12 protein-coding genes are annotated in these 14,008 nt (G+C 34.1%); 2 read left to right on the forward strand and 10 right to left on the reverse strand.

Features of this window, described 5'->3' with window-relative positions; translation table 11 throughout:
- Positions 1 to 109 precede the first annotated feature (109 nt).
- The 3 genes from D7D81_RS13390 to D7D81_RS13400 all read right to left on the reverse strand — a co-directional run bounded on the left by D7D81_RS13390 (position 110) and on the right by D7D81_RS13400 (position 2,429).
- Positions 110 to 1,114, reverse strand: coding sequence for a BMP family lipoprotein (locus D7D81_RS13390; RefSeq protein ID WP_502700029.1), 1,005 nt, complete (start codon positions 1,112 to 1,114; stop codon positions 110 to 112).
- A gap of 194 nt (positions 1,115 to 1,308) precedes the next feature.
- The gene (locus D7D81_RS13395; RefSeq protein WP_125990588.1) at positions 1,309 to 1,746 is read right to left on the reverse strand and encodes a YaiI/YqxD family protein; all 438 of its coding nucleotides are present in this window, start codon (positions 1,744 to 1,746) and stop codon (positions 1,309 to 1,311) included.
- A 155-nt stretch (positions 1,747 to 1,901) separates the two neighbouring features.
- On the reverse strand, positions 1,902 to 2,429 hold the full coding sequence (locus tag D7D81_RS13400; RefSeq protein WP_286169710.1) for a lytic transglycosylase: 528 nt from the start codon (positions 2,427 to 2,429) through the stop codon (positions 1,902 to 1,904).
- Positions 2,430 to 2,619: 190 nt separating this feature from the next.
- On the opposite strand from D7D81_RS13400, the gene argS reads away from it, so the two are divergent.
- Positions 2,620 to 4,317, forward strand: a complete 1,698-nt coding sequence (gene argS / locus D7D81_RS13405) for an arginine--tRNA ligase (RefSeq protein ID WP_286169712.1) — start codon at positions 2,620 to 2,622, stop codon at positions 4,315 to 4,317.
- A 60-nt stretch (positions 4,318 to 4,377) separates the two neighbouring features.
- On the opposite strand, the gene pepV is transcribed toward argS, so the two are convergent.
- On the reverse strand, positions 4,378 to 5,775 hold the full coding sequence (gene pepV, locus D7D81_RS13410; RefSeq protein ID WP_125990590.1) for a dipeptidase PepV: 1,398 nt from the start codon (positions 5,773 to 5,775) through the stop codon (positions 4,378 to 4,380).
- Between the two features lie 124 nt (positions 5,776 to 5,899).
- On the opposite strand from pepV, the gene D7D81_RS13415 reads away from it, so the two are divergent.
- Entirely contained in the window at positions 5,900 to 6,685 is a 786-nt protein-coding gene (locus tag D7D81_RS13415) for an alpha/beta hydrolase (RefSeq protein WP_125990591.1), read from the forward strand.
- A 216-nt stretch (positions 6,686 to 6,901) separates the two neighbouring features.
- Here D7D81_RS13415 and pepF read toward each other — a convergent pair whose 3' ends face one another.
- From pepF to D7D81_RS13445, 6 genes are all read right to left on the reverse strand, one after another.
- Positions 6,902 to 8,728: an oligoendopeptidase F gene (pepF, locus tag D7D81_RS13420; RefSeq protein WP_286169714.1), complete on the reverse strand. Its 1,827-nt coding sequence runs from the start codon at positions 8,726 to 8,728 to the stop codon at positions 6,902 to 6,904.
- Positions 8,673 to 9,200: a methylated-DNA--[protein]-cysteine S-methyltransferase gene (locus D7D81_RS13425; protein ID WP_286169716.1), complete on the reverse strand. Its 528-nt coding sequence runs from the start codon at positions 9,198 to 9,200 to the stop codon at positions 8,673 to 8,675. The genes pepF and D7D81_RS13425 overlap by 56 nt, the downstream gene beginning before the upstream one ends.
- Positions 9,193 to 11,025 carry an FAD-dependent oxidoreductase gene (locus tag D7D81_RS13430; protein ID WP_164522260.1) on the reverse strand — a complete coding sequence of 611 codons (1,833 nt, stop codon included), beginning with the start codon at positions 11,023 to 11,025 and terminating at the stop codon, positions 9,193 to 9,195. Before D7D81_RS13430 ends, D7D81_RS13425 begins: the two co-directional genes overlap by 8 nt.
- A 380-nt stretch (positions 11,026 to 11,405) precedes the next feature.
- On the reverse strand, positions 11,406 to 12,284 hold the full coding sequence (locus tag D7D81_RS13435; RefSeq protein WP_125990594.1) for a VIT1/CCC1 transporter family protein: 879 nt from the start codon (positions 12,282 to 12,284) through the stop codon (positions 11,406 to 11,408).
- A gap of 123 nt (positions 12,285 to 12,407) precedes the next feature.
- Complete coding sequence (locus D7D81_RS13440; protein WP_125990595.1) at positions 12,408 to 12,674, reverse strand: cupin domain-containing protein; 267 nt, start codon at positions 12,672 to 12,674, stop codon at positions 12,408 to 12,410.
- A gap of 106 nt (positions 12,675 to 12,780) precedes the next feature.
- Positions 12,781 to 13,998 carry an aspartate kinase gene (locus tag D7D81_RS13445; protein WP_125990596.1) on the reverse strand — a complete coding sequence of 406 codons (1,218 nt, stop codon included), beginning with the start codon at positions 13,996 to 13,998 and terminating at the stop codon, positions 12,781 to 12,783.
- Positions 13,999 to 14,008 lie beyond the last annotated feature (10 nt).

The raw sequence follows: 14,008 nt of genomic DNA on the forward strand, positions 1-14,008 counted from the left end.
AAATCAATACCTTCCAAAAAAATTACCTCCTATTATTAACAAAGTAGCTCAAACCCCTGTCTGAGCTACTCTGTTAAATTGAGTAATTATACAATTATTTTAAAAACAACTAATTTAGGGTAGAAATATATTTTTCATAGGTTTCTTTATTATATGGCACAAATATTTTGCCATCAATAATATCCTGTTTTATAATTTCAACTTCATCCAGTATTTTCTGGGGAACATGTTTATCAGAACTTGGAGCTATATCCACACCATTATCGGCAAGGCCGTAGGTTATAGTCTGCCCACCTTTAAGGTTACCATTTTGTAAATCTACTGCAATATTGAACATTGCATTGTCAACACGTTTCATTGCTGAAGTAATCATATGATCTGGAGCAAGATCACTTTGATCCCTATCAACACCAATAACATATTTATCATTCTCTTTAGCAGCTTCGATAACACCTATACCTGCACCACCTGCTGCATGGAATATAACATCTGCCCCATTTTGATACATCTGTGTTGCTATTGCCTTACCCTTGGCCTGATCACTAAAACTATCAGCATATTGATTAAGAACCTCTACATCTTTATTTGCATAAGCCACTCCAGCTGTATATCCATAATCAAAACCGTCAATAATTACACCTCGAATCCCACCTACAAAACCAACCGTTCCAGTTTTGCTCATCCTACCAGCAATATAACCAACAAGAAAAGAGGCTTCTTCTGCTTTAAATAATACACCAATAACATTTTTAGGTGTATTTTCATAGGCATTATCAATAATTGCATAAAGTTGATCAGGGTTTGTCTCAGCTGCATCAAGTATAGCATCAGCCATCATAAAACCAATACCCCAGATAAGGTCATTATCATAATCATATAACTGCTCAAGATTTGGGGCATAATCAGCTTCCTGCTGTGATTCAGCATATCCAACCTTAATCCCCAACTCCTCTTCTACCCTTAAAAGACCTTCCCAGGCAGATTGATTAAAAGATTGATCATTAACCCCACCTACATCTGTAACCATCCCAATTTTTAATTCCTGTGCTGTACTTACTACAGTCAGACCCAGAACAACAAGTATTACCAGTAATAAAACACCAATTTTATTAATCGCAAACACCCCTTGTAATTTAAAGTCTATTAAAACATTTTACCAGCTTTTCCATCTAAAATATTTTATCTAACTTAATTAAGTAAGAATTGCATTCTTAAAAAACATTTTAGATAGAACCATTTTTTACTATTAATATAATTATAGCATGAGTTTCCAAACTTGTAAACTTTATGTTAAAAAGACAGACAGCATTATAAATTAGACTCAATTAAAACAATAAGGCTTTTCTGATATTTAATATCATCTTCCTGGGTCCTCTTACTCTGTGTTGAATGACTGCCTCCAGTCCTGCGTATTTTGGCATGCTTATGTCTTTTCATTAATAAATAATTTATATTTTTCTCTGAATAGATTCTGCCAGAAAAATCTATTACCTGGCTGTTTTTACTCAGGGCAAGGGCAGCCAGTCCATAATCAGCAGTTACTACAATATCACCTGACTGACATTGATTAACAATACACATATCTACTGACTGATTTCCTTTATCTACTAAAATAAGTTCACCAAAAGCAATTTTAATATTATGATAAATATCAGCAAACACTTTTAATTCAATCATATATTTATTAGCAATCTCTACTGTCAAATCTATAACCGGACATGAATCACCATCAACTAAAATTCTCATAAAAAGTCCCCTTTTTAACCCAATTATTAATTAGAAAACATTGATTTAATTATAACAAAAATCAAGAGATTTTGTAAGATATTATTATACAAATTACATAAATATAGAAAAAGACGGAATAATTCCGTCTTAATAATAAATTCTTATTATCAATTCTATACAGGATTAGGAATAATCAAAATACGGCCTGGAAAGATAATATCAGGGTCAGCAATACTATTTAAACGGACAAGTGTACTGACATCTGTCCCAAATCTCCTGGCAATCTGAAATAATGTATCACCTGGTTTAACTACATAACGAATAGAATTTTCTGGTGGCCTAGGTATCTCTATAGGGAGATTAACAAGCTGACCTGCCTGTGGTTCATCAGGCAATCCAGGGTTTAACCTCCTAATTTGTGACACTGTTGTATCATATTCCAGGGCCAGCACACGCAATGTTTCACCAGGTTGTAATATATGTTGAGCATAATAACGATTTACCGGTGGAGGCGGCTGTTCTTCTTCTAATTCAGCAATAATACCATTTAGTATACTTAACTGCCTTGCCTGTAAATTCCTTAAGTTTTGAGCAGTTCTTATATATCTTGGAGAGGAAAAGGAGTCTTCAAGTTGATTATATAGAGAATCCAATCTCCTTTCCATAGAATATATCCGATTAGCAATTTCTAGTGAATTCATAATAACCCCCTTTCTTCTTTATACTAATAAGATATGATTAAAAAGATAAATGGTGATTAAATCGTTTATCTTGATTTAATAAAAATAATATGTTATATTGTTATAAATATTATTAACTGCTATAAAAAATGTTAATATGACTTGATTACATACAATACCAGTAGTTACGCTATGATAGGAGTGGAAAAATTTGATAAATTTCAAGGAAAAACTTATTAAATTAATTATTAACAACTATGAACTTGATGAAAGGCTTATCAGTGACCTTATTGAAATCCCGCCTCAGGAAGAAATGGGGGATTATGCCTTGCCCTGTTTTAAACTTGCCCGCAATTTCCGGAAAGCCCCCGGTAAAATTGCCCTTGAGCTTAAAGAAGCTATCGGAAAAAATAAATATTTCTCTGAAATAACAAATAATGGACCATACCTTAATTTTTTTGTTAACAAAGAACTCTTTGCCAGAACTATTTTAGAAACTATTCTATCTCAAAAAGAAAAATATGGGGCACAGGAGATTGGTAGTGGAAAAAATATCGTAATTGATTTCTCCTCACCTAATATAGCTAAACCATTTCATGTGGGACACCTCCGTTCAACAGTAATAGGAAATTCCCTCTATAAAATCTACGAATTCCTTGGTTATAATTGTATTGGTATAAACCACCTGGGTGACTGGGGTACACAGTTTGGCAAAATGATTGCTGCTTATAAAAAATGGGGTAATGACCAGGAAATAAAAGATAATCCCATTCAGACACTCTTAAAACTCTATGTTAAATTCCATGATGAAGCTGAAAAAAAACCTGGTCTTGAAGATGAGGGAAGATTATGGTTTAAAAAATTGGAAGATGGTGATGAAGAAGCTAACAAACTATGGAAATGGTTTGTTACCTTAAGCTTAGAAGAATTCAATACAATATATGACATCTTAAATGTCAGCTTTGATTATAATACAGGTGAAAGTTTCTATAATGATAAAATGGCTGATATTGTTCAATCCCTTAAAGAAAAAGGGCTTCTACAGAAGAGTAAAGGTGCTTATGTAGTAGACCTGGAAGACTATGATATGCCACCCTGTCTAATCATTAAGAGTGATGGAGCAACCCTATACCCGACCAGGGACATTACTGCAGCTATTTATAGAAAAGAAACCTATAATTTTAGTAAAGCACTCTATGTTACTGATTATTCACAGAAACTCCATTTTTCCCAATGGATGAAGATCATTGAATTAATGGGTTATGATTGGGCAGACCAACTTGAACATGTACCCTTTGGCAGGGTTAGTAGTGAAGAAGGTGCACTCAAGACCAGGAAAGGCAATGTAATTCTACTAAAAGATCTACTTGCTAAGTCCGTTGAAAAAGTAAAGAGGATTATTAATCAAAATAATCCTGAACTCAATGATAAAGATGAAATCGCAGAAAAAGTCGGGATTGGTGCTATTATCTTTAACGATTTAAGTAATTCTAAAATAAAGGACGTAGTGTTTAACTGGGACAGAATGCTTAGTTTTGATGGTGAAACAGGACCATATATTCAGTACACTCATGCCCGGGCAAATAGTGTTCTGGAAAAAGGCCAGACAGAAATAAATACTTTAACAGACTACTCGGACTTATCTAATCCAGAGGCCTTTAACCTTATTAAATTACTGTCAGCTTTTCCAGAAACTATCATTAAGGCCATGGAAAGAAATGAACCATCATATATAGCCAGACATATAATTAATCTGGCTCAGGGTTTTAATAAATTTTATCATGAGTACCCAATACTTGTTGAAGATGAAACTACTAAAAAAGCACGTCTTTTACTTGTATTTGCCACTAAAACTGTTATCAAAAATGGTTTGTCATTATTAGGTATTGAAGCCCCTGATAAAATGTAGTTACTATTAAAATTATAACCCCTCTGAAATGGAAACTTTCCCAGAGGGGTCATTTAATTTCTATTGAGCAAGTTTCTCAACTGCAGTAGCATATATTTTAGTAATCTTAACCAGATCTTTAATTGATATATATTCATCCTTTTGATGTGCTAGCTCTTTCTGACCTGGAAATAACGGTCCAAAAGCCACCGCATTTTCAAGAGCCCTGGCATATGTTCCCCCACCAATAGCTAAAGGTTCTCTTTTTTCTCCACTAAATTTATTGTAAACCTCTGTCAAAGTACTAACTAAACGGGAATTCTGTGATACAAATAATGGCTTATGGTTTTTCCCTTCAAGTAATTCAATACCTGTTCCCTTAAGATTGCTTTTCAGACAACCTATTACTTCCTCTTTAGTTTTAGTGACTGGATATCTGAGATCAATACCTAATTTACAGCTATTTTCATCAACATCAATCATACCTACATTAAAAGTCAGCTTACCGGAAACAGCATCTTCCATTAAACAACCAATACTCTTTCCATTAGTCTCCAACCCAATTTTTTGCTTATACAGATTAATAAATTGATCCAGACAACCATTTATGCCCTCAAGTTCACCTAAAAACACTAATAAATTAGCAACAGCATTAATGCCTTTTTCCGGTAGACTACCATGTGCTGAAACTCCATAAGATTTAATTATTAATAAGTCATCAGCTACCTCTAATTTCAAGCTAAAACCATCTTTTAGATTGAAATCATTTATCCTTTTTTCTATCATTGCCTGACAATTGTTCTCCAAAACCGCCTGGCAGTAATCAGGAACCATATTCACTGCATTCCCACCTGTTATAGACCTTATCTTAGTCTTTTCTGTTGTTTCTGTTTCAATTTCATATTGCATAGTTATATTTAAGATACCCTTTTCTGCAAAAATAACTGGAAAATCTGCATCAGGAGTAAACGCCAGATCAGGTATCTCTTCATTCTTTAAATAATAGTTCAATCCCTCCCAGGAGTTTTCCTCATCTGTCCCAACAATTAATCTTACCCTTTTATTTAAGGTTATCCCAGAGTCTTTAACTGCTTTTAAGGCATACAAACTTGCAACAGCCGGTCCTTTATCATCAATAGCCCCCCGTCCATAAATCTTTTCATAATGTATTTCCCCTCCATATGGTGGATAAGTCCAATCCTTACCCTCTGGTACTACATCCAGATGACACAAGATCCCCAACATCTTTTCCCCCTGGCCAATTTCTATATATCCTGCATGTCCAGCAATATTTTTATTCACTAAACCCATCTTATCGGCCAAAGACAAAAACTCATTCAAACATTCATCAATGCCCCTACCGAAAGGCTTCCCTTCCTCTGGAGAAGATTTAACACTCCTGATCTGCAGCAGTCCCTGCAGTGCTTTCACAATATTTCCCCGTAATTCATCAACCCTTTGATTTATTTTTTTATTCATAACGTTATGCCCCCTTTATACCATATAATATATTATGATATACTATTTTTAATAAAGAACAAAATAACTCCACCACCCAGACTTAGGCAATAATTATCAATTTTTAAAATAGGAGGTATTAAAGATGAGGGATATTAAAATCAAAGCAAACCCCTCTGTTTTCAGCCTTGCCAGGGAACAGTATTTACCAGGGAACAGCCAAATTGCTGTTCTACTTATCCATGGATTTACCGGCAGTCCATATGAGATGACTTATCTCGGAAAAGAAATAAATAATAAAATCGGACATACTGTTTACATACCACGCCTGCCGGGCCATGGCACAAATATCAGTGACTTTAAGAACAGTAATAGACATGATTGGTTGAGCAAAGTCTATGACAGCTATCTCAATCTTAAAAAAGATTATCAAAAAATTTATCTGGGAGGACTCTCCATGGGTGGAGTACTTGCCATTATTACCGCAGCCAGATTTAATATAGACAAATTAGTCCTAATTGCCCCTGCAATATATGTAAAAGACTCCAGGATTATTTTCAGCCATTTTCTTAAATACTTTATAAAATCCTGGTCGACTAAAATAAACCTGGCCCCTGAAGAAACAGAAGAAGAAGAAATAATAGCAATGCAGCAGGAATATTCCTCCCGGGTATATTTAAAGCAGGTTTCAGAACTACACAAACTTATGCTACTCGCTCGAAAAAAACTACCCTTAATAACGACTAATACCCTGGTAATCACTTCTAAAAATGATAATACTGTCCCTTTAAAAGCCGGCATTAAAATAAAAAATACAATTCAGAGCAGAAATATAAGCAGTATCACCTTTAATAAATCCAGCCATGTCATCTGTAATGGCAGAGAAAAAGAGCGATGTGCCTGTCAAGTAATAGACTTTTTAAATAATTAAATAAGAGTCTTCATAATTAGATTTGAATTGCATAATTAATTAAAAGGAGACATTAAAACGTAGCAGGCTGGAGTATAATTGATTATGAAGTAGTTTGTTTTCTGTTTGACCGAAGGGAGTTTAAAACAAACCATAATCAATTATTACGGAAGCCGTCGCGGAGTTTTTAGCCGACGTTAATTAATTATGCAAGACGCTTAATAATAAGGTTTTTTACTAAATCAATCCCTCTAATTTAATAACAAATTCATTAAAAGTATTTATAGCAGATTTAATTGGTTCTGGTGAACTCATATCTACACCAGCAGTTTTCAATAGATTTATTGGGTAATCTGAATCACCACTCTTTAAAAAGTTAAGATAATCCCTTACTGCTGATTCCCCCTCATTTAATATTTTTGCTGCCAGAGCAGTGGCTGCAGAAAAACCTGTGGCATATTTATAGACATAAAAATTATAATAAAAATGAGGGATTCGTGCCCATTCGAGATCAATCTCTTTATCAAGTACAACCTTACTACCATAATAAGTTTCATTTAATTTATGATAAACCTCCTGTAGAAACTGTGGTGTAAGTGGATTCCCTTTTTCTACAGTTTGATGGATTATTTTTTCGAATTCAGCAAACATAGTCTGTCTGAAAACAGTCCCCCTGAACTGCTCCAAATAATGGTTTATTAAGTATTTCTTTTCTTCTTTATCATTAGTCTTTTTAAGCAAGTGGTGTATCAAAAGTGTTTCATTAAGTGTTGAAGCCACTTCTGCCACAAAAATCTTATAGTTAGCATAAACATAGGGTTGATTTTTATTTGAATAATAACTATGTAAGGCATGCCCCATTTCATGAGCAAGAGTAAATACATTATCAAGACCTTCTGTATAATTTAACAGAACATAAGGATGGACACCATAACACCCAGAAGAATATGCCCCTGACCTTTTACCCCTATTCTCATAGACATCTATCCAAGCAGAATTATATCCTTTTTCCAGTAATGAAATATACTCCTCACCAAGTGGTTGGAGACCTGCTTTAACTGTTTCCTTGGCCTCATCAAATGACATTTTTATCTCTATATTACTAATCAGTGGAGTATAAATATCGTACATATGTAGTTCTTTAACACCCAATATTTTTTTACGAAGGTCAATATACTTATACATAGGCTCCAGATTATCTTTGACAGTTTTTATCAAATTATCATATACATCTACCGAAATATTATCATCATCGAGTGCAGCCTCTAACGCAGAATTATACTTGCGTGTTTTACTGTAGAATATATGCCCCTTTACAGATGTATTTAAGACAGTAGCAAAAGTATTGATAAATTCATCATATTTATTATAAAGGGCAGTGAAGGCTTCTTTCCTGACCCTTCTATCTTTACTCCGCAGAAATTCAATATACCTTCCATGGGTTAATCTTACTTCCTCATTATTCTCATCTTTAATAACAGGAAATACCAGATCAGCATTATTTAACATGCCAAAGATATTCCCTGGACCCTGAGCCAGGTCGCCCGCCATGGCCAGTATTTCTTCCTCCCTAGCTGATAAATAATGTTCTTTTTGTCTTAATACATTTTTCAAAAGGTGTTGATATAATTGTAGTTCCTGATTTCCCTCTAAATATTCCCTAAGCTGTGTAGATGATAAGGTTAATATTTCTGGAATCATAAAGGAGGTTGCACTGGCAACCCTATTATATAATCCCTGTGCCCTATCATATAATCCCTGATATTTCTGATTATTAGTATCTTCATCCTGTTTCATATGGGCATAGGCATATAATCTGCTGACGATCTCCTCTATCTCCATAATAAGATTTAATCCAGCAAGTAAACTATCAGCAGAATCCGTCAATCCCCCTTGATAAGATTTAACCTCTTTTAATAATCCTTCAACCTTTGTAAAACCATCCTCCCATAATTCCTCACTTGCATAAATATCAGTCAAATTCCATTTAAATTTATCATCAATCTCCTCACGTAAAGGTAACTCTCTGGCCATTAATCTCTTCCTTTCTATATTTATTTTCATGCTTTATCAGCCATTCTTTCCTATTTAGTCCCCCATTATATCCTGTTAAATCACCATTTGAAACAATAATCCGATGACAGGGTACAAGAATTGGGATGGGGTTAGATCTGCTGGCATTTCCAACCGCCCTAACGGCCTGTGGATTACCTATAGCTTCAGCAATCTCTTTATATGTGCTTTTTTCACCATAGGGTATTTTTACAAGTTCATTCCAGACCCGAAGCTGGAACCTGGTTCCTGTCAATATTAATGGTAGCTCAAAAGACCTTAATTTACCAATAAAATATGCATTTAATTGTTCATAAATATCATTATAATAATCAGAAACTAAGTTTTTATTATATTCATTTACAGCCCTTTGCTTATCAATATAATCTATCTTTATAATACCCTTTTTCTTAAAAAATATATTCAATAATCCAATTGGAGAGGGATACACAAAATTCATAACCATACACATACCTCTATTCATACCCCCTGTAAAAAGATATATCATCTGCTGTACTACAGTTTTTCAAAAATGACCCCAATATAATATATGCCTCTCTTCTGTTTAATACACGGTCAATCCTAATATTTTCAATTATATAATCAGGTATTAATTCATTACTTATAGCCTGATGATAATATTCATCACCTGAAAGCCCTTCAATAGATTTACTGGCAGCTACCAGGAGTAGTTTAGCAGCCTGATTTCGTGTAAGACTTTGTGTACTACTAACTGATTCTAAACCACCTGGAACCCACTCATATAAGATATCTGCCTGTCTCCTGATTAAACCTTCAGCAATTTTATGGGCAAAATGCCGCTCAGTTATCGTGGATTTTAATTTGAAGTCATTACTATAACCACCATTAAGCAATCCCCAGGAAATTAATTCTTCAAGATAAGGGAGTAATACTTGATCCTCTATTATTTCTTTATTAGTCTCTTTACTATAAATTTTAAGTAAAGAATCCAGTCCCAATTCCTGCTGTATCGAATTAATCATCTCATTATCTGTAATTAATTCTGGAATGTTTTTATTGTTTTCCAGGGCATAAGCTGCTGCAATACCAGCTGCCTCACCACAGGCCATTCCTGTAGGTAAAACCCGACTGCTGGAGGCTGCCAGAGAACTAAAACCACTACTCCTACCAACAACCATCATATTCTTGAAATTATGCGGTAGTAAAGACCTTAGTGGAATACCATATATTATGGGATTAAATAAAACATAACCAGTATTATCTGTACCAGATGCTTGATAATCAAGGGGATAAGACCCTAAAGCAATAGTATCATTGAAAACCCTATTATTAAATAAATCTGTTATCTTTAATTGATAAGCAGCTACTATATGTCTACTCTCTCTAACATATAATTCTGGTAAGTAATCTATTATTTCAGCCTTTTCAAAACCTCTAAAATTAGTTCTTAGAAATTCAAGGACATTAGCAGCTTCTCTTTTCCCTCTATTGTATGCTCTAGATATTGATTTTTTATCAAGGGGGTCAGTATCAAAAATCAACATGGAATTTATATAGACTTCATAATTACCACTTTGTTTATCTTTTTCCATTACAATATTTAACCCGCGCATCCTGATATTATTATCTAAGGGCTGGTATAGTTCACCAACCCTGACAAAACCCCAGGCATGGTCATCCTTCATATGTGCTAAACCATATCGCTGACTTCTCACTTCCTGCATGATACCATCCCCATTAACATTACCTAGATGAAGAACCATTGTAAGCGCCATATGTCTTTCGGGGAGTCCTATATCTGCACCACCAGTAAAATAATCTGCCCCTGCTATTGCTGCAAGGTCTGCATCTTGACTGGCATCTATTAACATTGAGGGGTAAAGGTAGATGTCTTCTGAATTGCGACTAACTATAATTTCTTTAACCATACCATCATTAACCTGCAGGCTCTTGACCGTGACCCCATTATAGATTGTTAAATTTTCTTCGCGGGAAATAAGTTTTTCAAAGGCTTTTTCAGCCGCATCTATAGAGAAAACAACCCTATTATCAAGCATATGATGCCATTCAGCAAAAAGTCCTTTATTTAAATTTCTTTGATCAGGACCATAATTTAGATCTAAGAAATTCAAACCTCCATATGTCATTAACCCACCTGGTTTATCTCGTTCCATTAATAATAATGTATTATAACCCTGTCTGGCAGCAGCAACTGCAGCCATTACACCTTCCGGTTCTCCTCCATATACTACAATAGAAAATTCATTCTCCAGTTCAGCAGCTGATAAACTGTTAAATATACTCACCGAGATCAAAAAAAACACCATTATAAGTAAAATATTTTTTACCCTCAATTACTACACCCCTTTATTATCAATATAACCATTTAATAAAAATATTAGATAGAATACTGCAGACTAATTTTACTCTTGCACATTTACTATATTTCTATATCTCTTATTAAATACCTGCCGACTGTATATGATTTTATCTGATATATCTTAAAAAGCTTAATATAAAATATAATTGATAATCAAGGCCCTTCCATAATTAATTATGCAATGAAAGTTCATTATAAAAGATGTTTAACTATTAATTCGAGCTAAAAATACCACCTTTAATAAACAAAAGAAGGTGGTTATAAACATAAATTGTTAATTGCAGTGATTTACTTTACTTAATTATATTTATAAAATCAAGATAACATTTATATATCTACACCAAGAGTTACTCTGACCACTATACCAATTACAAAGGATAATAAAGCAACACCTAGACTAATAGAGGTCATCTCTAAAAAACGTTTCTTAAAATCAAGGTCTTTTGCTACAGAAATATAGAAATTAAAGATAAAGATAATCATAATAGCAGCAACTATTGTTAAAGAAAGTGAAAACAAATAATTACTTATTAATAAATAAGGTAGTATTAAGAAAAATACAGTTAAAATATAGGCCCCTCCTGTATATAGAGATGATTTCAAGGCATGACTATGGCTACTTTCTGATTTTGTTGATAAATATTCTGAGGCAGCCATCGAAAAAGAAGCTGCTATACCAGTAATCATACCAGCTAAAGCAATCAATCTGGTATTCTTAAGGGCAAAACTTAAACCAGCTAGTGTACCAGTTAATTCAACAAGGGCGTCATTTAAACCCAAAACAATTGACCCCACATATTGAAGGCGCTCTTCCTCCAGAAGGGCTATTAATTCCTCCTCATGTCTATCTTCATCATCAACAATCTTTCCCGCTGCTGGAATCTCTCTGGAAATATCCTGATATATATCCTGTGCCTCAACTTCACCACGTTCCATAAGTTTTATGCTAAAAGTCAACCCTAAGATGAGAGCCAAACAGTAATAAAAATAAACCTTAAACCAGTTAGGCTTTACATCCCGACCGGTATATTCCTTCCAGAACTTATAATGAGTCAGTTCATCACTGGCTATACTTAACAGCACTTCTTTATTACCCTGATTAGTAATTCGCCTGGCCAGTCTAGTATATATCTGATATTCAGTAATCTCATTTTTTTGTAAAACCGATAAGCTATTAACAGTTTCATTACTGATTGATTTATTCATAAACTCTACCGATATTATAAACAATTATATTATCGGCTGCCACCTCCAATCCTAAACGATAGTTTTCTTACTCTAAACAAAAACCGCAGAAAATCAAATAACTGCGGCAAATAATATATTATCCTAAGCAAATTTATAGTGTTTTTTTACATCCTTTTTTATCTTCCAGAAGCAGTCTAATCCCTTCGGAAAAGTAACCAGCTCACCAGCAGAAAATTCCACTTTCTGCCCATCTGTTTCAACAATCACTTCTCCTTCCAACAAGTAACAAACCTCTTCCTCATCATAATACCAGGGGAATTCTGAAGCCTCTTTTTCCCATACTGGCCATGACTTAACACCCAGTTCTTTTAACCTATCCTCACTTGGTTTTTCAACAGTAATTTTCATTATAGTACATCCCCCCAACAGATATTTCATTGAAGTCTATTTATACCTAACAACCATCTTATTATAGTTTTCCCTTATTTGTTTAAGAAAATAATTTTTATACTCATTACTGTTTATCAAGTTCAAAAGATTCATGTAAAATTTCTAGGGCCTTATCAGCATCATCAGCATTGATTAAACAGGACACCTTAATATCAGAAGTAGTAATCATCTGGATATTGATCTTATTTTCTCCTAAAGCGGTAAACATTTTAGCAGCTATCCCTGGAGTAGTAATCATACCAGCACCAACGATTGAAACCTTGGCTACATCTTGATCAATTTCTACCCCATCTGAACCAATTTCATTTGATACTTTCATAATATATTCTTTATTCTTAATCAGGTCTTCTTTATTAACTGTAAAAGTAATATCATTTTCCTTGTTATGCTGTAAATTTTGTATAATCATATCAACATTAATATTATTTTCAGCAAGCCTGGTAAATAATTGACCCGCTATACCAGGTTCATCTGGAACCTGTTGAACTGTAATCTTAACCTCATCCTTATCATAAGTTATACCAGTAACACTTTTTCTCTTTTCCATTTCATCCATCCCTTCAACAATTGTACCTGGTCTATAGTTAAAACTTGAAGCAATATATAATTTTAAGTTATATGATTTAGCCAGTTCTACTGAACGCGGATGTAAAACCTTGGCACCAAGATTAGCTAATTCTAGCATTTCCTCATAAGAAATATAATCAAGTTTTGCTGCTGAAGAAACAATCCTGGGGTCAGTAGTATATATTCCATCAACATCTGAATATATTTCACACCTGTCGGCGTTTAATGATATAGCCAGAGCTACTGCAGTTGTATCTGAACCACCTCGACCTAAAGTAGTAAAATCATCCTGTGAATTTATCCCCTGAAAACCTGCTACTACAATTATTTTGCCTTCCTCCAGCTCATTACGCAATCTACTATTATCAATATTCATTATCTCTGCCTTACTATGGTGGTCATCTGTTTCAATTTTTACCTGACTACCAGTAAGTGAAATTGCTTCATAACCTTTTTCCTGAATAGCCATTGTTAATAAAGCTATTGATACCTGTTCCCCAGTAGTTAGTAACATATCAAATTCTCTCGGGTTAGGTTTATCAGTAATCTGCTTCATTAAACCAATCAACTCATCGGTAGTATCACCCATAGCGGAGACAACTGCAACTACTTCATGTCCTTTTTTATATTCTTTAATAACCCTATCTGCTACATTATTTATTTTCTCTATATTAGCGACCGAAGTACCCCCATATTTTTGTACAATTAATGCCATCTTATCATCC

It is taken from the genome of Halocella sp. SP3-1 (assembly GCF_003953885.1).
GTDB lineage: Bacteria > Bacillota > Halanaerobiia > Halanaerobiales > DTU029 > Iocasia > Iocasia fonsfrigidae.